Origin of the sequence: Savagea faecisuis, assembly GCF_042675605.1 — a bacterium.
Classification (GTDB): domain Bacteria; phylum Bacillota; class Bacilli; order Bacillales_A; family Planococcaceae; genus Savagea; species Savagea faecisuis.
This window is the reverse complement of the sequence record NZ_JBHTJF010000034.1, coordinates 178,489-204,894: the sequence shown is the minus strand read 5'-3', so window position 1 is coordinate 204,894 and position 26,406 is coordinate 178,489. Positions and strand designations below refer to the sequence as shown.

At 41.9% G+C, this 26,406-nt stretch carries 26 protein-coding genes and 2 other annotated features; all 26 genes read left to right on the top strand.

Annotation, left to right across the window (positions count from 1 at the left end; genetic code table 11):
• Positions 1-417: 417 nt before the first annotated feature.
• The 26 genes from ACFQ0V_RS10500 (at position 418) to rplC (ending at position 26,396) form a co-directional block, all read left to right on the top strand.
• The gene (locus ACFQ0V_RS10500; protein ID WP_381013132.1) at positions 418-1,512 is read left to right on the top strand and encodes a PIN/TRAM domain-containing protein; all 1,095 of its coding nucleotides are present in this window, start codon (positions 418-420) and stop codon (positions 1,510-1,512) included.
• Positions 1,513-1,530: 18 nt separating this feature from the next.
• On the top strand, positions 1,531-2,226 hold the full coding sequence (ispD, locus tag ACFQ0V_RS10495; RefSeq protein WP_381013129.1) for a 2-C-methyl-D-erythritol 4-phosphate cytidylyltransferase: 696 nt from the start codon (positions 1,531-1,533) through the stop codon (positions 2,224-2,226).
• Entirely contained in the window at positions 2,223-2,699 is a 477-nt protein-coding gene (gene ispF, locus ACFQ0V_RS10490; protein WP_381013126.1) for a 2-C-methyl-D-erythritol 2,4-cyclodiphosphate synthase, read from the top strand. The genes ispD and ispF overlap by 4 nt, the downstream gene beginning before the upstream one ends.
• A 71-nt stretch (positions 2,700-2,770) precedes the next feature.
• A complete protein-coding gene (gene gltX / locus ACFQ0V_RS10485) occupies positions 2,771-4,231 on the top strand; it encodes a glutamate--tRNA ligase (protein WP_381013123.1) in 1,461 nt (486 codons plus the stop codon).
• Positions 4,227-4,451 (top strand) — a binding site (T-box leader). (Overlaps the previous gene by 5 nt.)
• Positions 4,452-4,508: 57 nt before the next feature.
• Entirely contained in the window at positions 4,509-5,228 is a 720-nt protein-coding gene (gene epsC, locus ACFQ0V_RS10480; protein ID WP_381013229.1) for a serine O-acetyltransferase EpsC, read from the top strand.
• The gene (gene cysS / locus ACFQ0V_RS10475) at positions 5,229-6,629 is read left to right on the top strand and encodes a cysteine--tRNA ligase (RefSeq protein WP_381013120.1); all 1,401 of its coding nucleotides are present in this window, start codon (positions 5,229-5,231) and stop codon (positions 6,627-6,629) included.
• Positions 6,630-6,637: 8 nt separating this feature from the next.
• Entirely contained in the window at positions 6,638-7,051 is a 414-nt protein-coding gene (locus ACFQ0V_RS10470) for a Mini-ribonuclease 3 (protein WP_381013118.1), read from the top strand.
• Positions 7,051-7,803 (top strand): 23S rRNA (guanosine(2251)-2'-O)-methyltransferase RlmB, encoded by a 753-nt coding sequence (gene rlmB / locus ACFQ0V_RS10465; RefSeq protein ID WP_381013115.1) that lies wholly within the window; start codon positions 7,051-7,053, stop codon positions 7,801-7,803. Before ACFQ0V_RS10470 ends, rlmB begins: the two co-directional genes overlap by 1 nt.
• Entirely contained in the window at positions 7,800-8,336 is a 537-nt protein-coding gene (locus tag ACFQ0V_RS10460) for an NYN domain-containing protein (RefSeq protein WP_381013112.1), read from the top strand. Before rlmB ends, ACFQ0V_RS10460 begins: the two co-directional genes overlap by 4 nt.
• 19 nt (positions 8,337-8,355) lie before the next feature.
• A complete protein-coding gene (gene sigH / locus ACFQ0V_RS10455; RefSeq protein ID WP_381013109.1) occupies positions 8,356-8,952 on the top strand; it encodes an RNA polymerase sporulation sigma factor SigH in 597 nt (198 codons plus the stop codon).
• Positions 8,953-9,039: 87 nt separating this feature from the next.
• Positions 9,040-9,192 (top strand): 50S ribosomal protein L33, encoded by a 153-nt coding sequence (gene rpmG / locus ACFQ0V_RS10450; RefSeq protein WP_194562435.1) that lies wholly within the window; start codon positions 9,040-9,042, stop codon positions 9,190-9,192.
• A gap of 34 nt (positions 9,193-9,226) precedes the next feature.
• Positions 9,227-9,415, top strand: a complete 189-nt coding sequence (gene secE / locus ACFQ0V_RS10445; RefSeq protein WP_381013107.1) for a preprotein translocase subunit SecE — start codon at positions 9,227-9,229, stop codon at positions 9,413-9,415.
• 124 nt (positions 9,416-9,539) lie between these two features.
• Positions 9,540-10,076 carry a transcription termination/antitermination protein NusG gene (gene nusG, locus ACFQ0V_RS10440; RefSeq protein ID WP_381013227.1) on the top strand — a complete coding sequence of 179 codons (537 nt, stop codon included), beginning with the start codon at positions 9,540-9,542 and terminating at the stop codon, positions 10,074-10,076.
• A gap of 134 nt (positions 10,077-10,210) precedes the next feature.
• Positions 10,211-10,636, top strand: a complete 426-nt coding sequence (rplK, locus tag ACFQ0V_RS10435) for a 50S ribosomal protein L11 (protein WP_194562437.1) — start codon at positions 10,211-10,213, stop codon at positions 10,634-10,636.
• A gap of 108 nt (positions 10,637-10,744) precedes the next feature.
• Entirely contained in the window at positions 10,745-11,449 is a 705-nt protein-coding gene (gene rplA, locus ACFQ0V_RS10430) for a 50S ribosomal protein L1 (RefSeq protein WP_381013104.1), read from the top strand.
• Positions 11,450-11,493: 44 nt separating this feature from the next.
• Positions 11,494-11,628, top strand: a sequence feature (ribosomal protein L10 leader region).
• Between the two features lie 37 nt (positions 11,629-11,665).
• On the top strand, positions 11,666-12,169 hold the full coding sequence (gene rplJ / locus ACFQ0V_RS10425; protein ID WP_381013101.1) for a 50S ribosomal protein L10: 504 nt from the start codon (positions 11,666-11,668) through the stop codon (positions 12,167-12,169).
• A 68-nt stretch (positions 12,170-12,237) separates the two neighbouring features.
• On the top strand, positions 12,238-12,600 hold the full coding sequence (gene rplL / locus ACFQ0V_RS10420) for a 50S ribosomal protein L7/L12 (RefSeq protein ID WP_194562440.1): 363 nt from the start codon (positions 12,238-12,240) through the stop codon (positions 12,598-12,600).
• A gap of 280 nt (positions 12,601-12,880) precedes the next feature.
• On the top strand, positions 12,881-16,411 hold the full coding sequence (rpoB, locus tag ACFQ0V_RS10415) for a DNA-directed RNA polymerase subunit beta (RefSeq protein WP_381013098.1): 3,531 nt from the start codon (positions 12,881-12,883) through the stop codon (positions 16,409-16,411).
• Positions 16,412-16,513: 102 nt separating this feature from the next.
• Complete coding sequence (gene rpoC / locus ACFQ0V_RS10410) at positions 16,514-20,131, top strand: DNA-directed RNA polymerase subunit beta' (protein WP_381013095.1); 3,618 nt, start codon at positions 16,514-16,516, stop codon at positions 20,129-20,131.
• Between the two features lie 116 nt (positions 20,132-20,247).
• Positions 20,248-20,496 (top strand): ribosomal L7Ae/L30e/S12e/Gadd45 family protein, encoded by a 249-nt coding sequence (locus ACFQ0V_RS10405; protein ID WP_381013092.1) that lies wholly within the window; start codon positions 20,248-20,250, stop codon positions 20,494-20,496.
• 94 nt (positions 20,497-20,590) lie between these two features.
• Positions 20,591-21,004, top strand: coding sequence for a 30S ribosomal protein S12 (rpsL, locus tag ACFQ0V_RS10400; RefSeq protein WP_194562444.1), 414 nt, complete (start codon positions 20,591-20,593; stop codon positions 21,002-21,004).
• Positions 21,005-21,061: 57 nt separating this feature from the next.
• Positions 21,062-21,532 carry a 30S ribosomal protein S7 gene (gene rpsG / locus ACFQ0V_RS10395; RefSeq protein WP_381013090.1) on the top strand — a complete coding sequence of 157 codons (471 nt, stop codon included), beginning with the start codon at positions 21,062-21,064 and terminating at the stop codon, positions 21,530-21,532.
• Positions 21,533-21,586: 54 nt separating this feature from the next.
• Positions 21,587-23,683, top strand: a complete 2,097-nt coding sequence (gene fusA / locus ACFQ0V_RS10390; RefSeq protein WP_381013088.1) for an elongation factor G — start codon at positions 21,587-21,589, stop codon at positions 23,681-23,683.
• Positions 23,684-23,823: 140 nt separating this feature from the next.
• Positions 23,824-25,011 carry an elongation factor Tu gene (gene tuf / locus ACFQ0V_RS10385; protein ID WP_381013086.1) on the top strand — a complete coding sequence of 396 codons (1,188 nt, stop codon included), beginning with the start codon at positions 23,824-23,826 and terminating at the stop codon, positions 25,009-25,011.
• A gap of 412 nt (positions 25,012-25,423) precedes the next feature.
• Positions 25,424-25,732, top strand: coding sequence for a 30S ribosomal protein S10 (rpsJ, locus tag ACFQ0V_RS10380; RefSeq protein WP_194562448.1), 309 nt, complete (start codon positions 25,424-25,426; stop codon positions 25,730-25,732).
• A gap of 34 nt (positions 25,733-25,766) precedes the next feature.
• Positions 25,767-26,396, top strand: coding sequence for a 50S ribosomal protein L3 (gene rplC, locus ACFQ0V_RS10375; protein WP_194562449.1), 630 nt, complete (start codon positions 25,767-25,769; stop codon positions 26,394-26,396).
• Positions 26,397-26,406: the final 10 nt, after the last annotated feature.

The following is a 26,406-nucleotide window of genomic DNA, read 5'->3' as shown; positions in this document are numbered from 1 at the left end:
CACGAGCGTGAATTCGGGGCATTCCAACCCTACTGATACGCAATGTTTTTAGTACCTTGGATATTTTACGCATACGAGGGGCTTGGTTTTCGCTCTTATTTCCGTATGCAACTCCATATATCCAGTTGTCAAAGAACATTATGTCTATATTTTACCAAATTCTTTGGCTAAAGCCAACCGAAATTCATCTCCCACCTACTCATTGGTGCTATTCGCACCTTCACACTCCTTGAGGATGGGAGACTTCTTTCGGAAAGTCGTTAAAATGTCATCACTCCACTCTTTCACTTTTGTAAAGGAGAAGGAGTGATGCAACTAAATTAAGAAAAACTCGTTTAAATGATAGGAAGAAGTTTGGAGAAAAGGTACGCTAATAGTATAATATTGGCAATCAATCTTACTAAGGAGGTGGAAATGATGTTGAAAAAGGTGATTCGTTTTATTTTCTTCATCGTTGGTGGTGCAGTAGGTGTTATTTTTTTACCGTATTTATTCGATTTATTTGTTTTTACTTCTCGTCCAATTATTAACAATGCCTATATTGCCGCAACGATTGGAGCTGCTGTATTTTTATTTTTAAGTTTATTTTTAACGGATCCGATTTTTAATTTTATAAAATGGTGTGAAGATCGTTTGTTGAATGCACCGATTTTAGATTTGATTTTTGGTACAATTGGGTTAGTCGTCGGTTTAAGTGTGGCATTTTTATTTAGTTATGGTTTGTCGAGCATCGATTTGCCGTTAATCACATTAATTACATCCGTCGTTCCGATTATTTTGTCAGTATTGCTCGGGTATCTCGGGTTTCAAGTCGGTTTCCAAAAACGTGAGGAGTTTATGAGTGCGCTCTTTACAGCAAAATCGTCTGAAGCAAAAAAGAAGAAAGATATTCAGGCGTCAGAGCCGACTAATTTTACTTTGAAAAAAATATTGGATACGAGTGTCATTATTGATGGTCGTATCGCTGATATTGCGCAGACGGGTTTTTTAGAAGGAGTTCTCGTCGTTCCTCAATTCGTTTTAACAGAGTTACAACACATTGCAGATTCATCTGACTCGTTAAAGCGTACGAAAGGTCGACGTGGCCTGGACATTTTGAAGAAGCTACAAAACGATGAAAATTCTATCGTTGAAATTACGAATATTGACTTTGAAGATGTAGCAGAAGTTGATTTGAAATTAGTTCATTTGGCGAAAGAGATGCAAGGTAGTGTCATAACGAACGATTTTAACTTAAATAAAGTAGCAGACTTGCACGGAGTGAATGTTTTAAATATTAATGATTTATCGAATGCAGTGAAGCCGGTCGTCATCCCGGGAGAAGAAATGCATGTCGTCGTCATTAAAGAAGGAAAAGAACATGATCAAGGTGTCGCCTATTTAGACGATGGCACGATGATCGTTGTAGAAGAAGGGCGCAAATATATCGGTTCACCACTCGATGTCATCGTGACGAGTGTGTTACAAACATCGGCAGGTCGCATGATTTTTGCGAAGCCTAAATTAGCATAAGAAAGTTGTGAATGAAAAGTGCGATACACAGTAATGATTCCAGCTGCAGGAAGTGGGAAGCGTATGCGCGCTTCCCAAAATAAATTATTTTTACAATTAGGCGATCGTCCTATTTTAGCTCATACGCTTCAACGCTTTCAGGAAGATGAATGGTGTGAGTCTATCATTGTCGCGATCAAAGAAGACGAACGTTTATTGATGGAAGCGATCGCTAAAAAATTCAATTTATCAAAAATTACGCAATTCGTCGTAGGAGGCGCGGAACGTCAGCATAGTGTTCACGCTTGTTTAGAAGCTTATGATGGGACGTCTGAAAGCATCGTTCTCGTCCATGATGCAGCGCGTCCTTTCATTCACGAGTCGACAATTCATGATTTGGTGATGAAAGCGAACGAAACAGGGGCGGCGATTGCAGCGGTAAAAGTGCAAGATACGACGAAAGTAGTTGTGAGCGACATCGTCCAACAAACATTGCCTCGCGAACAACTTTGGGCGATTCAAACTCCTCAAGCTTTTCGTTATGAGTTATTGTACAACGCTTCAAAAGAGGCGTTAGAAGAACAATTTGAAGCGACGGATGAATCGATGGTTGTCGAACGGTATGGCGCACTTGTACATATCGTTGAAAGTACATATGACAATATAAAAATGACGACGACTGCCGATTTATCATACGGACATTATTTATTGAAAGAACGGGGAGAATTACGATGATACGAATTGGACAAGGATTTGACGTACATGCATTTGAAGAAGGGCGTCCTCTCATTATTGGCGGAATTGAAGTGCCGCACGAAAGAGGGCTCGTTGGACATTCTGACGCAGATGTCGTTCTCCATACGATTACAGATGCTGCATTAGGAGCGATTGGAAAAGTAGATATCGGGACACATTTTCCCGACACAGATATGGCATTTAAAGATGCGGATTCTGCTGTACTTTTAGCAGAAGTTTGGAAAATGGTTGAAGAAGAAGGATATCAATTAGGCAATGTCGACTGTACAATTTTGGCACAACGCCCGAAAATGGGTCCTCACATTCCTAAAATGCGCAAACGAATTGCACAATTGTTGCATGCGGATGAATCACAAGTGAATATTAAAGCATCGACGACTGAAAAATTAGGTTTTGTCGGTCGAGAAGAAGGAATTGCTTCGCTCGCTGTTATTTTACTGACAAAAAAGTGACCTTCTTTTCAAAGCGAGTCGAAACGTGCTAAAATGATGAAGTAGACAACTAAATGTTGGGAGAGACAACAATGACAAAAGAAGTTCGAGTACGTTATGCCCCAAGTCCGACAGGACATTTACATATCGGAGGAGCACGTACAGCATTATTCAACTATTTATACGCACGTCACCACGGTGGGAAATTTATCGTTCGTATTGAAGATACAGATACAGAACGTAATATCGAAGGTGGAGAGCGTTCACAACTCGATAATTTAAAATGGTTAGGTTTAGAATATGATGAATCTGTAGATATCGGCGGACCGTATGCACCGTACCGTCAAACAGATCGTCTCGATACGTATACGAAATATGCGAACCAATTATTAGAGGAAGGTAAAGCATATAAATGTTTCTGTACGACAGAAGAGTTAGAAGCAGAACGTGAAGCGCAAAAAGCTTCAGGCATCGCAGCTCCGATGTATTCAGGTAAATGTCGTCATTTATCAGAAGAAGAAATTCAAGCACAAGAAGCAGCAGGAAAACCATATACATTGCGTTTCGCAGTACCTAAAAATGTCACTTATAAGTTCACAGACCTCGTACGCGGCGATGTAGCGTTCGAATCAGAAGATATCGGTGATTGGGTCATCGTGAAAGCGAACGGCATTCCAACGTATAACTTCGCAGTTGTAATTGACGACCACCTCATGGAAATGACACATATTTTCCGTGGAGAAGAGCATTTAACGAATACACCACGTCAAATTATGGTGTTTGATGCACTCGGTTGGGAATCACCAACATTCGGTCATATGACATTGATCGTGAACGAAGATCGTAAAAAATTATCAAAACGTGACGAATCGATTATTCAGTTCGTTTCACAATATAAAGATTTAGGTTACTTACCAGAAGCGATGTTCAACTTCTTCGCATTACTCGGATGGTCACCAGGTGGAGAAGAAGAGATCTTCACGAAAGAACAGTTAATCGAAATCTTTGATGAAAAACGTTTGGCAAAATCGCCATCGATGTTTGACAAAGATAAGTTAACTTGGATGAACAACCAATACATTAAACAGTTAGAGTTAGACGAAGTTGTCGCACTCGCATTGCCACATCTACAAAAAGCAGGACGTGTCAGCGAGACGATGACAGCGGAAGAAGAGGCATGGGTGCGTGATTTAATCGCTCTTTATCATGAACAATTAAGCTTCGGTGCAGAAATCGTAGAATTAACGACTCAATTCTTTACGAAAGAAATCGACTATGATGAAGCAGCACAAGAAGTGTTAGCGGGCGAACAAGTTCCAGAAGTGATGACAGCATTAAAAGCGCAGTTTGAAGCGATGGAACAATTCACAGCTGAAAATATTAAAGCAGCAATTAAAGCAGTACAAAAAGAAACAGGCCATAAAGGTAAAAACTTATTCATGCCAATCCGTGTCGTGACGACAGGCGAAATGCGTGGACCAGAATTACCAAATGCGATTGCGTTAATCGGTAAAGAAGTAGCGATTGATCGCGTTGCGAAATATGCACAGTAAAGCGTAGAAAAGGAAGAGTACATGATTGAATCAATCTGCAGAGAGGATTTCACACTGGTGAAAGAAGTCCGATTGCTTCATCATCGAATGCCCCTTTGAGCGTCGTTTCGAAATGAGAGTAGAGGCGAACGGTTAACTTCCGTTACAAAGTTTAAGTGAAAGATGCTTATTTGAGTATGCGTCTTTAAGTGGAGTGGAACCGCGCAAAAGCGTCTCTATCGTCAGGATAGAGGCGTTTTTGTCGTTCCTTTGAGATTAGTTGAGGAGGTTTTATATGATGTTTGCTCGTATGAAAGAAGATATTCGTTGTATTATGGAGCAAGATCCTGCGGCGAGAAGTGTTTTTGAAGTAATCATTACGTATTCAGGATTGCATGCTGTCTGGTTCCACCGAATCGCGCATTGGTTTTTCCGCCATCGCCTTTATTTTTTCGCCCGTGCGACTTCGCAGTTTAGTCGTTGGGTGTCAGGGATCGAAATTCATCCTGGAGCGAAATTAGGCCGACGTCTATTTATCGACCACGGAATGGGAGTTGTCATCGGCGAAACTTGTGAAATCGGAAATGATGTGACGATTTATCAAGGAGTGACATTAGGCGGAACGGGTAAGGAACAAGGGAAGCGTCACCCGACATTGGAAGACGGTGTGCTAATTGCTGCTGGGGCGAAGGTGCTCGGATCGATTACAATCGGCGCAAACAGTAAGATCGGAGCGGGCTCTGTCGTTTTGAAAGAAGTTCCACCGAACGCCACAGTGGTTGGAATTCCGGGGAAAGTCGTCATGCAAGATGGAAAACGAGTGAAAGAAGAACATTTCAACCATGGCAACATGCCAGACCCTGTATCAGACGCAGTGAAACAACTTCAACAACAAATTGATGAACTAAAGCAAAACAGCGCGCTTACGATGAATGAATTGTTACGAAAAGATATAGCGCAATTACAACAACAAGTGAATGAATTAACAGAACGAATTGATCAAATGGAGGGACGCTAAATGATTCAAATTTACAATACGTTGACACGCAAAAAAGAAGAATTTATACCGATTGAAGAAGGAAAAGTATCGATGTACGTATGTGGACCGACTGTGTACAACTACATCCATATCGGGAACGCTCGCCCTGTTATCGCCTTCGACACTGTACGTCGCTATTTACAGTATCGCGGGTATGATGTGAAATATATTTCGAATTTCACGGATGTCGATGACAAAATTATCCGTGCGGCGAACGAATTAGGGGAAGATGTGCGTGAATTGACGGACCGCTTTATCGATGCGTATTTCGAAGACGTAGAAGCACTCGGTTGCGCGCGAGCAGATGCGCATCCACGTGTTACGGATCACATCGAAGATATCGTGAAATTTATCGAAGTGTTAGTCGAAAAAGATTATGCTTATGAAAGCAATGGCGATGTTTATTTCAGAACGACGAAATTTGACGGTTACGGCAAGTTATCTCACCAATCGATCGACGAATTACGTGTCGGTGCGCGTATCGAAAAGAACGAACAAAAAGATAACGCTCTCGACTTTGCGCTTTGGAAAAAAGCGAAGGACGGCGAAGTTGCTTGGAATAGCCCGTGGGGGAAAGGTCGTCCAGGATGGCATATCGAATGTTCTGTCATGGCTCGTGAACATCTCGGAGATACGATCGACATTCACGCAGGAGGACAAGATTTAACATTCCCGCACCACGAAAATGAAATAGCACAGTCGGAAGCGATGACAGGAAAAACGTTCGCGAACTACTGGATGCATAACGGCTACATTAACGTTGAAAATGAAAAAATGAGTAAGTCACTCGGTAACTTCATTACAGTGACGGATATTCGAAAACAAATCGATCCGAAAGTGTTACGTTTCTTCATGTTATCCGTTCACTACCGTCATCCGATCAACTTCTCACAAGAATTAGTAGAAAGTGCGGCGAACGGGTTGGAGCGTATCGAAACAGCGTATGAAAATGTGAAGTATCGTATGGCGCATAGTACGAACTTAGCTGATGATGTGACACCTTGGATGGACAAAATTCAAGAGCAAGTCGATGCTTTTACACGTGCGATGGACGATGACTTTAATACAGCAAATGGAATCGCAGCTATTTTTGAATTAGCGAAAGTAGCGAACGTTTATTTATTGGAAGAGCAGACAGATCTCGCAGTACTAGAACGTCTTGAAAAAGAATTACAGCAATTGATGAATATTCTCGGCATTGAACTCGGTCAGCAAGAAGAAGCGAGCTTAGATGAGCGCATCGATCAATTGATCGAAGAGCGATTAGAAGCACGTAAAAACCGCGACTTTGCACGAGCGGATGAAATTCGTGATTTATTGCAAGCAGAAGGTATCGTGTTAGAAGACACAGCGCAAGGCACGAGATGGAAAAGAGGCTAATATATTCAGTGAAAGAGTTAACAGCAGGAGAAGTAAAACAGCTAAATGCCCTCACATTAGCGTACATGGGGGATGCGGTTTATGAGCGAGTCATTCGTGAAAGACTCATCCATAAAGGAATGACGAAACCGAATAAATTGCATCATTATGCGACGAGTTACGTGTCGGCAAAAGCGCAAGCATCGATCATTCAAAAGATGCAAGAAGAGCAGTTTATGACAGAGGAAGAAGCGGCAGTATTTCGAAGAGGGCGCAATGCGAAATCGCATAGTGTACCGAAACATACATCGATTCAAACGTATAATTTAAGTACGGCATTCGAAGCGGTGATTGGTTATTTATATTTATTGAAACGAGAAGATCGATTAACAGAATGGTATGACTATGCCATTACTACAATAGAAAAAGGAGGAAGAGCGTGATGAGCAAAGAGGAAGAAATTATCGGTGGAAAAAACCCTGTGTTCGAAGCGTTACGAGCAGGTCGAGAGTTGAATAAAATATGGGTAGCGGAAGGAACGCAAAAAAAGACGTATGACGAGTTAATGAAACTAGTTCGTCCGACGAAAATTGTTGTCCAAACCGTCCCGAAAAAGAAGCTCGACCAATTGATATCATCGAATCATCAAGGGATTGTAGCATCGGTGGCAGCGTATGAATATGCTGAGTTGGAAGATTTGTTTGCGATTGCAGAAGAGCGACAGCAAGATCCGTTTTTCATCATTTTAGATGAACTGGAAGACCCGCACAACTTAGGGTCAATCATGCGGACAGCAGACGCCGTCGGAGCGCATGGAATTATCATACCGAAACGCCGTTCAGTCGCACTTACGTCAACAGTAGCGAAAGCTTCAACAGGAGCGATTGAATATATTCCTGTCGTACGCGTTAACAATTTATCGCAGACGGTTGATGAATTGAAAGAGCGTGGAGTTTGGATTGCAGGAACAGACGCGGGAAACAAGACAGACTATCGCCACATGGATGCGACATTGCCACTTGCTGTCATTATCGGAAGTGAAGGGAAAGGAATGTCACGCATTTTAAAAGAACGTTGTGATTTCCTCTACCAAATGCCGATGGTAGGCGAAGTGACGTCTTTAAACGCTTCAGTTGCAGCGGCAATTTTAATGTATGAAGTGTATCGTAAGCGACATCCGCTCGCGACAAAATGACGAGAAGAAAAAAGAAACGAGATACTGTGTTAATCGTCGATGGATATAATATCATCGGCGATTGGCCAGAATTACAAAAATTGAAATTAATGAGTTTAGAATTAGCGCGCCGGGAATTAGAAGAGCGCTTAGAAGAGTATGCGGCTTACATGAAGTGGCGTATTATACTCGTATTCGATGCACATTTGCAAAAAGGAAAAGAAGCTGTCCATAAAGGATCGAACATTCAAGTTGTTTATACGAGAGAGAAAGAAACGGCAGATGAGCGAATCGAGCGACTTGTACAAGAGTTGAAACGTCGTCAAACGACAATTTATGTAGCGACAAGTGACTCGGTAGAACAATGGGTTATTTTTGGACAAGGTGCCTTGCGAAAATCAGCGAGAGAGCTACAATTAGAACTCGGTCAATCGAAAGAAGAAATTAGCGGAGTATTGCACCGTCCTCAAAAGAAAGAAACAACTTTTAGAAACGATCGCTATCCACCCGATGTGATGGAAGCTTTAGAGAAAATCAGACGGGGATTGAAGTGAAGCGGAGGAGACAGTTTTGATGAATTCTGAACAACAACAATCCGATTTGAAATTAGTGAATGAATGGCGAAGCGGGAAAGAGTGTGCAGCAGGTACGCTCATTAAAAAGTATGAGGATTTCGTCAAAATGAAAGCTCGCTCTTATTTTTTGATCGGAGGCGAGCGAGAAGACTTAGCGCAAGAAGGAATGATTGGATTGTACCGTGCGATTCAAACGTACGATACAACCCGCGATGTACCGTTTAGAAATTATGCTGAACTGTGCGTGACGCGCCAAATATTAACCGCTATCAAAACAGCTTCGCGTCAAAAACATCAACCTTTAAATTCATCTTTATCGCTCGACTATGAATTAGAAGATTCAGAGCCTTTATTTCAACAAGTTAGTACGACGGATGTTTATAATCCCGAATGGATGATGCTCTATCGAGAACAATATGAATTATTTGAAAAACAAATCGAAACGAAGCTGAGTTCTTTAGAGCGAGAAGTTTATTTTCAATATATTCAAGGTAGCTCGTATGACGAAATTGCGACAGCTTTGAAAAAACCTGTAAAGTCAATCGATAATGCGTTACAAAGAATTAAGAAAAAATTGAACCCGCCGATATTGTGAAACTTTTACATATGTTACATTGACATGAAAAATTACAAATGTTATTCTTGTGCGAGTAAGTTAACTCATCTAAAGTAAGGTGAAGACATGACGAAGAAGATAGTTTTGTGCTGTGAGGAATGTGGCTCTCGCAACTATTCTGTACCTGCACGCAACAACGGGAAAGAAGAGCGCCTCACATTAAAAAAACATTGTAAGCAATGCAATGCTCATACGGTTCACAAACAGACGAATCGGTAATGATCAAGGATAAAAGTTCGGAGGTAGCACGAAGATGAGCAATAATAAAGAAGGCTTTTTAAGAAGCGTCGGTACTGAGATGCGTAAAGTAAGCTGGCCGAAACGTAAAGAACTCGTCCGGTATACAATTGTCGTTATTACGACAGTTATTTTTATGGCTTTATTTTTTGCAGCAACAGATTTTGGCATTAAGAAATTAATGGATTGGTATATTAGCTTATAAAAATGTAAAATATAACTGAGAAAAAATCCCGTCACGAGCAAGGAACGGGTTTTTTCAGTTTAATTCAATCGTATGGAACATACGAGAAGGAGGGGCGGGACGAACAGTCCTCAAAACTATGGATATTGAAAAGCAATGGTATGTCGTACACACTTACTCAGGGTATGAAAATAAAGTGAAAGCGAACCTTGAGAAACGTGTCGAAACGATGGGTATGCAAGATAAAATTTTCCGCGTTATCGTACCGGAAGAGGAAGAAGTAGATATTAAAGACGGCAAGAAAAAAACAGTGATGCGCAAAACATTCCCAGGATATGTGCTCGTTGAACTGATCATGACAGACGATTCTTGGTATGTCGTTCGTAACACACCAGGAGTAACTGGATTTATCGGTTCTTCAGGTGGAGGAGCGAAGCCGACACCGTTATTGCCAGAAGAAGTAGACTTCATCTTGAAGAAGATGGGTGTCAATGAACGTCGCGTCGATATCGATTATGAGGTTGGCGAGTTAGTAGAAGTGATCGAAGGACCGTTCGCAGGCTTCCAAGGTAAAATTGAAGAAATCGATTTAGAGAAAGATAAAATTAAAGTAAGTGTCGACATGTTCGGTCGAGAAACGAATATGGAACTCGATTACGAACAAATTGAAAAAGTTTTATAAAAAAGAACTTGAATTAATTCCGGATTGATGGTATCATTTTAAAGGTCACACTGTTCTCCAAGGAGGACAGCGACAAGATGAGTGGGAGGGGCAACCCAATTTACCACATCACGGACTTTAAGGAGGTGTGTCTCGTGGCTAAAAAAGTAAGCAAAATTGTAAAATTACAAATTCCTGCAGCGAAAGCAAACCCAGCTCCACCAGTAGGACCGGCTTTAGGTCAAGCAGGTGTTAACATCATGGGATTCTGTAAGGAGTTCAACGCTCGTACAGCAGAACAAGCAGGATTAATCATCCCTGTAGAAATTACTGTATTTGAAGACCGTTCATTTACGTTCATTACAAAAACTCCACCAGCAGCGGTGTTGTTAAAGAAAGCAGCTAAAATTGATAAAGGTTCAGGTGAGCCTAACAAGAAAAAAGTTGCTACAGTTAAACGTGATCAAGTACGTGAAATCGCAGAGTCTAAGATGGAAGACTTGAACGCTGCATCAGTTGAAGCAGCAATGGCAATGGTTGAAGGTACTGCTCGCAGTATGGGAATCACTGTCGAAGATTAATCACGACTCTCGTTTCGTTGTTGGAGGTTGCGGCTGTTCCTATGAACGCGCAACCTTTATTCGTGGGAGGTCAAATTCCGTTAAAACCACAATAGAGGAGGATATAAAATGGCTAAAAGAGGTAAAAAATTCGTAGAAGCACAAAAGTTAGTGGACAAAACACAAACTTACGAATATAAAGAAGCGATTGAACTCGCTAAAAAAACGAGCACGACAAACTTCGACGCTACAGTTGAAGTGGCATTCCGTTTAGGAATCGACACTCGTAAAAATGATCAGCAAATCCGTGGAGCAGTAGTGCTTCCAAACGGAACTGGTAAAACACAAAAAGTATTAGTATTCGCTAAAGGTGAAAAGCTCAAAGAAGCAGAAGCTGCTGGAGCAGATTACGTAGGCGATGCAGAATATATTACAAAAATCCAACAAGGATGGTTCGACTTCGACGTTATCGTTGCGACACCAGACATGATGGGTGAAGTTGGTAAAATCGGTCGCGTACTCGGACCAAAAGGTTTAATGCCAAACCCTAAAACAGGAACAGTTACATTTGATGTAGCGAAAGCTGTTGAAGAAATTAAAGCGGGTAAAGTTGAATACCGTGCTGACAAAGCAGGTATCGTTCACGCGCCAATCGGGAAAGCATCATTCGACGCTGAAAAATTAGCTGAAAACTTCGAAACAATTTTCGACGTGATCTTAAAAGCTAAACCAGCTTCAGCGAAAGGTACTTTCATGAAGAGCGTTTACGTAACAACGACAATGGGTCCTGCAGTTAAAATCGATCCATTATCAGCTGTTTCTAAAGCAAAATAATCATTGACATGGGAAATTGTACGTGGTATGATTTCCCATGGTTAATTGAATAAACATTTGTACCGAAGACAGTAGGGGTGTCCAACACATAAAAATCCTACCGAGGACAAAGACGTTTTTAAAACGACTTTAGCGCCCTCGTGTCTTCCGATAGATATCGAGGGCTTTTCTATATCGGTATGAGTGACTGAACTTTCAACGTAGGAGGTGTCACGAATGAGCAAAATTTTACAAGCTAAACAAGCAGTAGTTCAAGAAATTACTGACAAAATGAAAGAATCAGCAGCGTTTATCGTTGTTGACTACCGTGGTCTTTCAGTTGCACAAGCTACTGAATTACGTAAGCAATTACGTGAAGCAGGAGTTGACATGACAGTTTACAAAAATACAATGTCACGTCGCGCAGCAGAATCTTTAGGCTTCGAAGCGTTAAACGAGTTCTTAACAGGACCGAACGCGATCGCTTTCTCAACTGAAGATGTTATCGCACCTGCAAAAGTGTTAAACAACTTCGCGAAAGAAAACGAACAATTAGAAATTAAAGCAGGTATCATCGAAGGAAACTTAGTTTCAGTTGATGAAATCAAAGCGTTGGCAGAACTTCCATCACGCGAAGGACTCCTTTCTATGCTTTTATCTGTACTTCAAGCGCCAATGCGCAACTTTGCACTCGCTACGAAAGCAGTTGCAGATCAAAAAGGCGAAGAAGAGGGAGCTTAATTCCCAAGTGGCTTAACGTAGCTTAAAAACGTAAAAAAAGAAACCTTAAAATATAGGAGGAAATTATAATGACTATCGAGCAAATTTTAGACGCTATTAAAGAAATGACAGTTCTCGAGTTAAACGATCTCGTTAAAGCAATCGAAGAAGAATTTGGAGTAACAGCAGCAGCACCAGTTGCAGTTGCAGCAGCAGGTGGAGAAGCAGGCGGAGCTGAGCAATCAGAATTCGACGTTATCCTTGCAGAAGCAGGAGCTCAAAAAATCAAAGTTATCAAAGCTGTTCGTGAAATCACAGGCCTCGGCTTGAAAGAAGCGAAAGAAGTAGTTGACAACGCACCGAAAGCAGTTAAAGAAGGCGTTGCTAAAGAAGAAGCTGAAGAAATGAAAGCTAAACTTGAAGAAGTTGGCGCAGTAATCGAACTTAAATAATTCTTCAGAACTCAAAAAGCCCGTCATGGACGGGCTTTTTTTAATCTAAGTATAGTCGTTGCATATAATTGACGAATGTCAAGTGTTATGTTAGTATTGATAAATGCAAAATAAATTATATTGCACGATTATGCCTATTTTACTTATAGTCACTGAATGTATACGTAGTTAAATCGAAAATGAGCTCTTGCAAGAACTCGTTTTCTTTTTGTTTTTTCGTTATCATACACTATTTTCTTGAGAAACGGAAGAACTAATATTGTTTTGAGGGGTGAAAGAGTTGACAGGTCATTTAGTACAGTACGGTCAACACCGTCAGCGTAGAAGTTATGCTCGAATTCAAGAGGTTTTAGATTTACCGAACTTAATTGAAATTCAAACAGCTTCATACGAATGGTTCTTAGAGGAAGGATTGCGTGAAATGTTTCGCGATATTTCTCCAATCGAAGACTTCACTGGCAATCTTTCGTTAGAGTTTGTCGACTACAAATTAGGAGAACCGAAATATCCAGTCGATGAATCGAAAGAGCGAGATGTTACTTTTGCGGCTCCACTTCGCGTGAAAGTTCGCTTGCACAACAAAGAAACAGAAGAAGTGAAAGAGCAAGAAGTATTCATGGGTGATTTCCCGCTCATGACTGAAAATGGAACATTTATCATTAACGGAGCAGAGCGTGTTATCGTATCTCAGCTCGTGCGTTCACCGAGCGTTTATTTCAATGATAAAACAGATAAAAACGGTAAACGTGGATTCGGAGCGACAGTTATTCCGAACCGTGGTGCTTGGTTAGAATACGAAACAGATGCGAAAGATATTGTTCATGTACGTATCGATCGTACGCGTAAATTACCGATTACCGTCCTTTTACGTGCGCTCGGATTTTCTGCTGATTCAGAAATCATCGAATTGATCGGTGATAATGAATTTTTACGTAATTCTTTAGAAAAGGATAACACAGAAAGCTCTGAGAAAGCATTGCTTGAAATTTATGAGCGTCTTCGCCCTGGTGAACCACCAACATTAGACAGTGCGAAAAACTTAATTTATTCACGCTTTTTCGATCCGAAACGTTATGATTTAGCGAATGTCGGTCGTTATAAAATGAATAAAAAGCTCCACTTACAAAATCGTCTATTCAATCAAAAAATCGCTGAAACTTTAGTGGATCCTGAAACAGGAGAAATTTTAATTGAAAAAGGCGAAATGATGGATCGTCGTACGCTTGATCGTTTACTACCTCACTTTGAAGCTGGTCTTTGCACAGAAGAGATCACACAAGTCGGTGGCGCACTCGATGAGCCGATCGTCATTCAATCTGTAAAAATTTACGCACCTAAAGGTGAAGAAGGTCAGATCATTAACGTTATTTCTAACGCGAATGTAGACGAAGAAGTGAAATGTATCACACCTGCTGATATTATTTCATCGGTTAGTTACTTCTTTAACTTATTGCACGGTGTTGGAAATACAGATGACATCGACCATTTAGGAAACCGCCGTTTACGTTCAGTTGGTGAGTTATTACAAAACCAATTCCGTATCGGACTTTCACGTATGGAACGTGTCGTAAAAGAGCGTATGTCAATCAATGACACGCAATCGATCGTACCACAACAATTAATCAATATCCGTCCAGTGATCGCATCAATTAAAGAGTTCTTCGGAAGCTCTCAATTATCACAGTTCATGGACCAGACGAACCCGCTTGCGGAACTTACGCATAAGCGTCGTTTATCTGCACTTGGACCTGGTGGTTTAACGCGTGAGCGTGCTGGTATGGAAGTTCGTGACGTTCACTATTCTCACTACGGACGTATGTGTCCGATTGAAACACCTGAGGGACCGAACATCGGGCTCATTAACTCACTTTCAACATTTGCGAAAGTGAATAAATTCGGCTTTATCGAAACACCATATCGTAAAGTCGATCCTGAAACAGGTCGCGTCACAGGACAAATTGATTATTTAACTGCGGATTTAGAAGATAACTATGTCGTCGCACAAGCGAACGCACCTTTAGCAGAAGACGGTTCATTCGTAAATGAAGAAGTAGTCGGACGTTTCCAAGGGGATAACACGGTATTCAAACGTGAACAAATTGACTACATGGATGTTTCGCCAAAACAAGTTGTTTCGGCAGCGACAGCATGTATTCCATTCCTTGAAAACGATGACTCGAACCGTGCCCTCATGGGAGCGAACATGCAACGTCAAGCTGTTCCTTTATTAAATCCTGAATCACCGTTAGTCGGTACAGGAATGGAGCACGTGTCAGCACGTGACTCAGGAGCAGCAGTTCTTGCGAAATATGACGGAATCGTTGAACACGTAGAAGCGCGTGAAATTCGCGTTCGTCGTATCGAAGAAGTAGACGGCAAAGAAGTACAAGGTGACTTAACATCTTATAAATTAGACAATTTCATTCGTTCTAACCAAGGAACATGTTATAACCAACGTCCAATCGTTTCAGTTGGAGATCGTGTAAAACCACTCGATATTTTAGCGGATGGTCCTTCAATGGAGCAAGGTGAACTTGCACTCGGACGTAACGTATTAACAGCGTTCATGACTTGGGACGGATACAACTACGAAGATGCGATCATCATGAGTGAGCGTCTCGTAAAAGATGACGTCTTCACGTCGATTCATATTGAAGAGTATGAATCAGAAGCTCGTGATACGAAACTCGGACCAGAAGAGATCACACGCGATATTCCGAACGTCGGTGAAGATGCGCTTCGCAACTTAGACGACCGTGGAATTATCCGAATCGGAGCTGAAGTTCGAGACGGTGATATTTTAGTCGGTAAAGTAACACCAAAAGGAGTTACAGAATTAACGGCAGAAGAACGTCTTTTACATGCGATTTTCGGTGAGAAAGCACGTGAAGTACGTGATACTTCATTGCGTGTACCACACGGAGCAGGCGGTATTATTTTAGACGTGAAAGTATTCAACCGTGAAGACGGCGACGAATTACCACCAGGTGTAAACCAACTCGTACGTGTTTACATCGTTCAAAAACGTAAAATTTCAGTCGGTGACAAAATGGCCGGACGTCACGGTAACAAAGGGGTTATCTCACGTATTTTACCTGAGGAAGATATGCCATTTATGCCGGACGGTACGCCGATCGATGTCATGTTAAACCCACTCGGTGTTCCATCACGTATGAATATCGGGCAAGTTCTTGAAATGCACTTAGGTATGGCAGCACGCAACCTAGGCATTCATACTGCAACACCTGTATTCGACGGTGCGAACGAACAAGACGTTTGGGAGACGATGGAAGAAGCTGGAATGGACCGCGACGGAAAAACTGTTCTTTATGACGGTCGTACGGGCGAACCATTCGATAGCCGTGTATCTGTAGGGGTCATGTATTTGATCAAACTTGCGCACATGGTTGATGACAAACTTCACGCTCGTTCAACTGGACCATACTCACTCGTCACACAACAACCACTCGGAGGTAAAGCGCAGTTCGGTGGACAGCGTTTCGGAGAGATGGAAGTTTGGGCGCTTGAAGCTTATGGTGCGGCGTACACATTACAAGAAATCTTAACGGTAAAATCTGACGATGTCGTCGGACGTGTGAAAACATACGAAGCGATCGTTAAAGGTGAAAGTGTACCGCAGCCAGGAGTTCCTGAATCATTTAAAGTTCTCATTAAAGAACTTCAAAGCTTAGGGCTCGACGTTAAAATGTTAACAGAAGACTTCGAAGAAATTGAGATGCGTGATTCAGAAGAAGATGATATGCATCAAGATGAATTGAACGTAGTCGGTGAAGATCAACCTGTATCATAAGAAAAGAGCGGGAGGCAATCGCTTCCCGCATCACTATACAATTGACAAGATGTTTTGTGAACAGCCACGCAAAATATTAAAACATATAGGGAGGTAGGCTCCTTGATTGATGTAAACAACTTTGAGTATATGAAGATTGGTCTCGCTTCTCCAGATAAGATTCGTTCATGGTCTTACGGTGAAGTGAAAAAGCCAGAAACGATTAACTACAGAACATTAAAACCAGAAAAAGACGGTTTATTCTGTGAGCGTATTTTCGGACCTACGAAAGACTGGGAATGTCATTGTGGAAAGTATAAACGTGTTCGCTATAAAGGCGTCGTTTGTGACCGTTGTGGTGTTGAAGTAACACGCCAAAAAGTGCGTCGTGAGCGCATGGGACATATCGAACTTGCAGCACCAGTGACACACATTTGGTATTTCAAAGGAATTCCGAGCCGTATGGGACTTATTTTAGATATGACACCACGTGCTTTGGAAGAGGTTATTTACTTCGCATCTTACGTTGTAATTGAACCAGCAGATACGCCACTTGAGAAAAAACAATTGCTTTCAGAAAAAGAATACCGTATGTATCGTGAAAAATACGGTTCGAAATTCGTTGCGCTCATGGGTGCAGAAGCGATTGAACAACTTTTAGCAAGCATCGATCTCGATAAAGAGACGGAAATGTTAAAAGAAGAATTAAAAACAGTACAAGGACAGCGTCGTACACGTGCCATTCGTCGTTTGGAAGTTGTCGAGTCATTCCGTAACTCAGGCAACCGTCCAGAGTGGATGGTTCTCGAAGTGTTACCTGTCATCCCACCTGAATTGCGCCCGATGGTCCAATTAGACGGTGGACGTTTCGCAACGAGTGACTTGAACGACCTTTACCGTCGAGTGATCAACCGTAACAACCGTTTAAAACGTTTGCTTGACCTTGGCGCACCTGGCATCATCGTCCAAAACGAAAAGCGTATGTTGCAAGAAGCAGTAGACGCGCTCGTTGATAACGGTCGTCGTGGTCGCCCTGTTACAGGACCAGGTAACCGTCCGTTAAAATCACTTTCACATATGTTGAAAGGTAAGCAAGGACGTTTCCGTCAAAACTTACTCGGTAAACGTGTTGACTACTCAGGACGTTCTGTTATCGTCGTCGGACCGAACTTGAAAATGTATCAATGTGGGCTTCCGAAAGAAATGGCGATTGAATTGTTCAAACCTTTCGTTATGAAAGAGTTAGTTGAACGTAAGCTCGCACATAACATTAAGAGTGCAAAGCGTAAAATCGAACGTCAACATGCGGAAGTATGGGACGTACTTGAAGACGTTATTCAAGAACACCCAGTACTTTTAAACCGTGCACCTACACTTCACCGTTTAGGTATTCAAGCTTTCGAACCTGTTTTAGTCGAAGGTCGTGCCATCACGCTTCACCCACTCGTATGTACAGCTTATAACGCTGACTTCGACGGTGACCAAATGGCTGTTCACGTACCTTTATCAGCAGAAGCGCAAGCTGAAGCACGCTTACTCATGTTAGCAGCACAAAACATTTTGAACCCGAAAGATGGTAAACCTGTCGTTACACCATCTCAAGATATGGTTTTAGGAAACTACTACTTAACACTTGAGCGTAAAGGTGCAGCAGGTGAAGGTTTCGTATTTGCGAATACGAACGAAGCATTGATTGCGTATCAAAATGGTCATGTTCATTTACACTCACGTGTAGCTGTTCATGCAGGATCGTTGAACAACCCGACATTTACTGAAGAAGAAAACAATAAATTGTTATTGACGACAGTTGGTAAAATTATCTTCAACGAAATTTTACCGAAATCGTTCCCTTACATTAACGAACCGACATTGAGCAACTTGCAAGTTGAAACACCAGATAAATACTTTATCGATGGTACAGAAAATGTGAAAGAACATTTAGCGAATGCAGAACTTGTCGCACCATTTAAAAAAGGTATTTTAGGAAGCATCATCGCAGAAGTGTTCAAACGTTTCCACATTACAGAAACATCAAAAATGCTTGACCGTTTGAAAGACCTTGGATTTAAGTATTCAACACGTGCAGGAATTACGATCGGTATTTCAGATATCGTCGTCCTTCCGAACAAAGGTGAAATTTTGGACGAAGCACAGTTGAAAGTAGATCGTGTCATGAAACAATTCCGCCGTGGTTTAATTACGGAAGAAGAGCGTTATGACCGCGTCATTTCTTACTGGAGTGAAGCGAAAGATATCATTCAAGACAAATTGATGGAATCACTCGAAGATACGAACCCGATCTTCATGATGGCTGACTCAGGAGCGCGTGGTAACGCATCTAACTTTACACAGCTCGCGGGTATGCGTGGTCTCATGGCCAACCCGGCTGGACGTATTATCGAACTTCCAATCAAATCGTCATTCCGTGAAGGGTTAACAGTTCTTGAGTACTTCATTTCAACTCACGGTGCGCGTAAAGGTCTTGCGGATACAGCGCTTAAGACGGCTGACTCAGGATACTTAACACGTCGTCTCGTTGACGTTGCGCAAGACGTAATCGTCCGTGAAGATGATTGTGGTACAGACCGTGGTCTCGAAATTCGTGCGCTTCGCGAAGGTTCGGAAATTATCGAAACTTTAGAAGAGCGTATCGAAGGACGTCATGCGAAGAAAACTATTTACTACCCAGATTCAAATAAAGTGATCGTTGAAAAAGACGATTTAATTACAGCGGACCTCGCACAAGAAATCGTGCAAGCAGGAATTGAAGAAGTTACAATTCGCTCTGCATTCACATGTAATACGAAGCACGGTGTTTGTAAAAAATGTTACGGTATCAACTTAGCGACTGGAGAAGAGGTTGAAGTAGGAGAAGCAGTAGGTATTATTGCGGCTCAATCAATCGGTGAACCAGGTACACAGTTAACGATGCGTACATTCCATACAGGTGGGGTTGCGGGAGACGACATCACACAAGGTCTTCCGCGTATTCAAGAGATTTTCGAAGCGCGTAACCCGAAAGGTAAAGCAGTCATTTCGGAAATCAAAGGTGAAATTGTCGAAATCGATGAGATTCGTGAAGGTCAAAAAGAAGTCACTATTCAAGGTGAAGTGGAAACACGCAAATACTTAGCTCCTTACAACGCTCGCTTAAAAGTGGACGTAGGGGATCAAGTAGACCGTGGAGACTTGCTCACTGAAGGTTCGATTGACCCGAAAGAATTAATCGTCGTTCGAGACGTAGCGACAGTTCAAGAGTATCTCTTGAAAGAAGTACAAAAAGTTTACCGTATGCAAGGTGTTGAAATCGGTGATAAGCACGTTGAAGTAATGGTTCGCCAAATGCTTCGTAAAGTGCGCGTCATCGAAGCTGGAGATACAGAATTGTTACCAGGATCACTCTTGGACATTCACCAATTCTCAGAGGCGAATGCCGATGCAATTATGAACGGCAAAGTCCCAGCGACGAGCCGTCCAGTTATTCTCGGAATTACGAAAGCATCGCTCGAGACAGAATCATTCCTTTCAGCAGCATCTTTCCAAGAAACGACACGCGTTCTTACAGATGCAGCAATCAAAGGAAAGACAGACGAGCTTCTCGGCTTGAAAGAGAACGTCATTCTCGGAAAACTCGTTCCAGCTGGAACAGGTATGCAACGCTACCGTCAATTAGAGATGCAATGTGATGAAGAAGCTTTATCAAAAGCGGAAGCAGCACTTGTGACGACTGAACAGCAATAATCAAATTAGGGAGATTTTTCTCCCTAATTATTTCTTGATAAGTGTTGACAGTATAGAATCAAAATGATAATATACAAAAGGTTGATAGTTAATGTCTCTACTTTGGAGGAAGCATCATGTCTTATGAAAAGGTAGCTAAGGCAAATCAAACAATCATCGGTATAAAACAAACATTCAAAACGATTCGAGCAGGCAAAGCAGTCGAGATCGTCATCGCTCAAGACGCGGATGCGAATCTCTTGTTGCCAATCCTCGAGGAGGCCAACAAAAGACAGCTTCCTGTAACGTATGTTGAATCGAAAAAAGCTCTCGGTGAAGCTGCTGGTATACAAGTTGCGGCATCGATAGTCACTTTGATTGAGTAATGTTTTTGTGAAATTTCACAAAAGCTTTTGTTTTTACCTAAAAATGAACCACCTGGATGTGTGGTATTAAGAAATTTTGAGAGGAGGACGAAAAATGCCAACGATTAACCAATTAGTTCGCAAGCCACGTAAATCGAAAAAAGCAGGTTCTAAATCACCAGCTCTCGGTAAAATGTACAACAGCTTCAAAAAATCGATGACTACTGTAAACTCACCACAAAAACGTGGAGTGTGTACACGTGTAGGAACGATGAAGCCTAAAAAACCGAACTCGGCTTTACGTAAATATGCACGTGTTCGTTTAACGAACACATTAGAGGTGAACGCGTACATTCCTGGTGAAGGCCACAACCTTCAAGAGCACAGTGTTGTTCTTATCCGTGGAGGACGTGTTAAAGACTTACCGGGGGTTCGTTACCACGTAGTTCGTGGAGCGCTCGATACTGCGGGTGTTACGGATCGTAAACAAAGCCGTTCACAATACGGTGTTAAAAAACCTAAAAAATAATTGACATCAATTATTTGAATATAGATTCGAATAAAAAGTTTGAAGGGAGGAACAAACATGCCACGTAAAGGTCCTGTCGCAAAACGCGACGTATTACCAGATCCAATTTACAATTCTAAACTCGTTACTCGCCTCATCAACAAGATGATGGTAGACGGTAAAAAAGGTACTTCACAAAATATTCTTTATGCAGCTTTCGAACTCGTTCAAGAGCGTTCAGGTAAAGATCCATTAGAAGTATTCGAAGAAGCGTTAAACAACGTTATGCCTGTACTTGAAGTTCGCGCACGCCGTGTAGGTGGAGCTAACTACCAAGTACCAGTTGAAGTTCGTCCAGATCGCCGTACAACATTAGGATTACGTTACCTCGTAAACTACTCACGTACACGCGGTGAAAAGACGATGGAAGAACGACTTGCAAATGAAATTCTTGATGCATCAAACAACACAGGTGCTTCTGTAAAGCGTCGTGAAGAGTTACACAAAATGGCGGAAGCGAACAAAGCATTCGCTCACTACCGTTGGTAATCTAAAGCATCACATTCATTTAACCTTACAAGGAAATGGAAGGAGAAATACAATATGGCTAGAGAATTCTCACTAGAGAAAACTCGTAACATTGGTATCATGGCTCACATTGACGCTGGTAAGACAACGACAACAGAGCGTATCCTTTTTTACACAGGTCGTATCCATAAATTAGGTGAAACGCACGAAGGTGCTTCACAAATGGACTGGATGGAACAAGAGCAAGAACGCGGAATTACAATCACATCTGCTGCTACTACAGCACAGTGGGATGGTCACCGTGTTAACATCATCGATACACCAGGTCACGTAGACTTCACTGTTGAAGTTGAACGTTCACTTCGCGTACTTGATGGTGCGGTTACAGTACTTGATGCTCAATCAGGTGTTGAACCACAAACAGAAACTGTATGGCGTCAAGCGACAACATACGGCGTACCACGTTTAGTTTTCGTTAACAAAATGGATAAAACAGGTGCAGACTTCCTTTATGCGGTAAGCACATTGCATGATCGTTTACAAGCGAACGCTCACCCAATCCAATTACCAATCGGTGCGGAAGATGATTTCACAGGAATTATCGACTTAATCGAAATGAAAGCTACAATGTACGGCAACGACCTCGGTACTGATATCGAGGAAGTTGAAATCCCAGCTGAATACCAAGAACAAGCTGAAGAGTACCGTGAGAAATTAATTGAAGGTCTTGCAGACGTCGATGAAGAACTCATGGAAAAATACCTCGGTGGAGAAGAATTATCAGTAGAAGAGATCAAAGCGGCAATCCGTCGTGCGACACTCGCTGTTGAGTTCTATCCAGTTGTTTGTGGTACAGCATTCAAAAACAAAGGTGTTCAATTAGTGCTTAACGCAGTAGTTGATTACTTACCATCACCACTTGATATCGCAGCGATGTCAGGAATCAACCCAGATACAGAAGAAGAAGAAGTTCGTGAAGCGTCTGACGAAGCACCATTCTCAGCACTTGCGTTCAAAGTTATGACTGACCCATTCGTAGGTAAGTTAACATTCTTCCGTATTTACTCAGGTGTTCTTGAGTCTGGATCATACGTACTCAACTCTTCAAAAGGTAAGCGTGAGCGTGTTGGACGTATCCTTCAAATGCACGCGAACTCTCGTGAAGAGATTTCAGAAGTACACGCAGGTGAAATCGCAGCTGCTGTAGGTTTAAAAGATACTGGTACTGGAGACACTTTATGTGACGAAAAAGCACCAATCATCTTAGAATCTATGGAATTCCCAGAGCCAGTTATCTCTGTAGCGATCGAACCGAAAACGAAAGCTGACCAAGACAAAATGGGTCAAGCTCTCGCTAAGTTACAAGAAGAAGACCCTACATTCCGTGCGCACACTGACCAGGAAACTGGAGAAGTTATTATCGCTGGTATGGGTGAACTTCACCTTGACATCATCGTTGACCGCTTAAAACGTGAGTTTAAAGTGGAAGCAAACGTTGGTGCACCACAAGTATCTTACCGTGAAACATTCCGTCAAACAGCGGAAGTTGAAGGTAAATTCGTACGTCAATCGGGTGGACGTGGACAATACGGACACGTTTGGATCGAATTTGGTCCACAAGAAGAGCCAGCAGAAGGCGAAGAGAGCGAAAACTTCGTGTTCGAAGACGCAATCGTTGGTGGGGTTGTTCCACGTGAATACATCCCAGCTGTTGAAGCAGGTCTTCGTGACTCACTTGACAACGGTATTATCGCAGGATATCCATTAATTAACGTCCGCGCTAAATTATACGATGGTTCTTACCATGATGTTGACTCGAACGAAATGGCGTTCAAAATCGCTGCATCTATGGCACTTAAAAACGCTGCATCAAAATGTTCACCAGTACTTCTTGAGCCGATCATGAAAGTTGAGATCATCATTCCAGAAGAATACATGGGTGACATTATGGGCGACGTAACAAGCCGTCGTGGTCGCGTAGAAGGTATGGAAGCGCGTGGTAACGCACAAGTAGTTCGTGCAATGGTTCCACTTGCTGAAATGTTCGGATACGCAACTTCACTTCGTTCTAACACGCAAGGACGTGGAGTATTCTCAATGGTATTCGACCATTACGAAGAAGTTCCAAAGTCAATTGCTGACGAAGTAATTAAGAAAAACACAGGTGAATAATTTTTAACAGTTCTTCACTTGTTTCTAAAATGAATAACTTGTAAGATATGGTTAGTTGGGAGTTTTCTAGAGGCTCTTAACCTTCCATATCTTATAAAATATAAAAAAACTTTATACACAAATAGGGAGGATTTTCCAAAATGGCTAAAGAGAAATTTGACCGCTCGAAGGAGCACGCTAACGTTGGTACAATCGGACACGTTGACCATGGTAAAACAACATTAACTGCTGCAATCGCAACAGTACTTGCAAAGAAAATGGGTGGAGACGCTAAATCATACGCAGACGTAGATAACGCTCCAGAAGAAAAAGAACGTGGAATCACGATCTCAACTTCACACATCGAGTATGAAACTGAGAACCGTCACTACGCACACGTTGACTGCCCAGGTCACGCTGACTACGTTAAAAACATGATCACTGGTGCTGCACAAATGGACGGAGGAATCTTAGTAGTATCTGCTGCTGATGGTCCAATGCCACAAACACGTGAGCACATCCTTTTATCACGTCAAGTAGGTGTTCCTTACTTAGTCGTATTCATGAACAAATGTGACATGGTAGACGACGAAGAATTATTAGAATTAGTTGAAATGGAAATTCGTGAACTCTTATCAGAATACGATTTCCCAGGCGACGACATTCCAGTAATCCGAGGTTCAGCTCTTAAAGCACTTGAAGGTGAAGAAGAGTGGGAAGATAAAATCGTTGAGCTTATGGAAGCTGTAGACGAGTACATCCCAACACCAGAACGTGACACTGACAAACCATTCATGATGCCAGTTGAGGACGTATTCTCAATCACTGGTCGTGGTACAGTTGCAACAGGTCGTGTTGAGCGTGGACGCGTTGAAGTTGGTGACACTGTAGAGATCATCGGTCTTTCAGACGCACCAAAATCAACTACTGTAACAGGTGTTGAAATGTTCCGTAAATTATTAGACTACGCTGAAGCTGGAGACAACATCGGTGCTTTACTTCGTGGTGTAGGCCGTGAAGACATCGAGCGTGGACAAGTACTTGCTAAACCAGGTACGATCACACCACACACGAAATTCACTTCAGAAGTTTACGTATTATCAAAAGACGAAGGTGGACGTCACACTCCATTCTTCTCTAACTACCGCCCACAGTTCTACTTCCGTACAACTGACGTAACTGGAATCATCCACTTACCAGAAGGCGTTGAAATGGTAATGCCTGGCGACAACATCGAAATGACAGTTGAACTTATTTCACCAATCGCGATTGAAGAAGGTACTAAATTCTCAATCCGTGAAGGTGGACGTACAGTTGGAGCTGGCGTTGTAGCTAAAATCCAAGAGTAATTTTTACTCTTTCTTAAAAAGACCTCGTAGACGTACGGGGTCTTTTTTTCTTTTTCATAAACTGATCTTGCACTTGCCAATGAAAGCTAAAATAAATGTAGTTCAAATTAAAAATAGAATACTATACTGATCTTTCTCTAGACTTAAAAAGACTCGTTATAAAATTTACATAGAAAGTGCAGACTTTACTTGTGTTTTATACATAAGGTGTATATAATAATAAAGGTCAATCAAACAGGTGAAATGAATTTCGTAAAAGAGCTTGCGGAATTCTTTTTGTTCATGTATAATGTTGAATGTTGACTGCGATGAAGCGAGAGGTTGCTGACACACCCGGCCGCTTTGCCATGGCTAATGTGAAGGAAATTCTCGTGGAGAATGTCTAGTAAATAGGCGAAAAGGAGGGAAAATAATGGCAAAACAAAAAATTCGTATCCGTTTAAAAGCTTACGATCACAGAATTTTAGATCAGTCAGCTGAGAAGATTGTTGAAACAGCAAAACGTTCAGGTGCAGGAGTTTCAGGTCCGATTCCGTTACCGACAGAGCGTTCAGTATACACGATCTTACGTTCAGTTCACGTTTACAAAGATTCACGTGAGCAATTCGAAATGCGTACACATAAACGCTTAATCGATATCGTTAACCCAACACCAAAAACAGTAGACGCGCTCATGAAGCTCGATTTACCATCAGGTGTAGACATTGAAATTAAATTATAATAATAGAAAACAAAATTATCAGGAGGTGTGACAAATGGCCAAAGGAATCTTAGGTAAAAAAGTAGGGATGACACAAGTTTTCGCTGAAAACGGTGATCTCATTCCAGTAACAGTAATCGAAGCTGCTCCAAACGTTGTTCTTCAAAAGAAAACAGCTGAAACGGACGGCTACGAAGCAATCCAATTAGGATTTGACGACGTGCGTGAACAGTATGCTAACAAACCTGCTAAAGGACATGTAGCAAAAGCTGAAACGGCACCTAAGCGCTTCATTCGCGAAGTACGCGGATTAGATGTCGCTGCTTACGAAGTTGGTCAGGAAGTCAAAGTTGACGTATTCACAGAAGGAGATATCGTCGACGTAACAGGAGTATCGAAAGGTAAAGGTTTCCAAGGTGTTATTAAACGCTACGGACACGCAATCGGGCCAATGAGCCACGGTTCACGTTTCCATCGTGCACCAGGTTCAATCGGTTCAGTAGATGCTCAACGTGTATTTAAAGGTCAAACAATGCCAGGACGTATGGGTGGAGACACTGTAACAGTTCAAAACCTCGAAATCGTCCGTGTTGATACAGAACGCAATTTACTCCTTATTAAAGGAAACGTTCCTGGAGCACGCAAATCACTTATCGAAGTGCGCAGTGCAATCAAAGGAAACTAATTTAACAGAA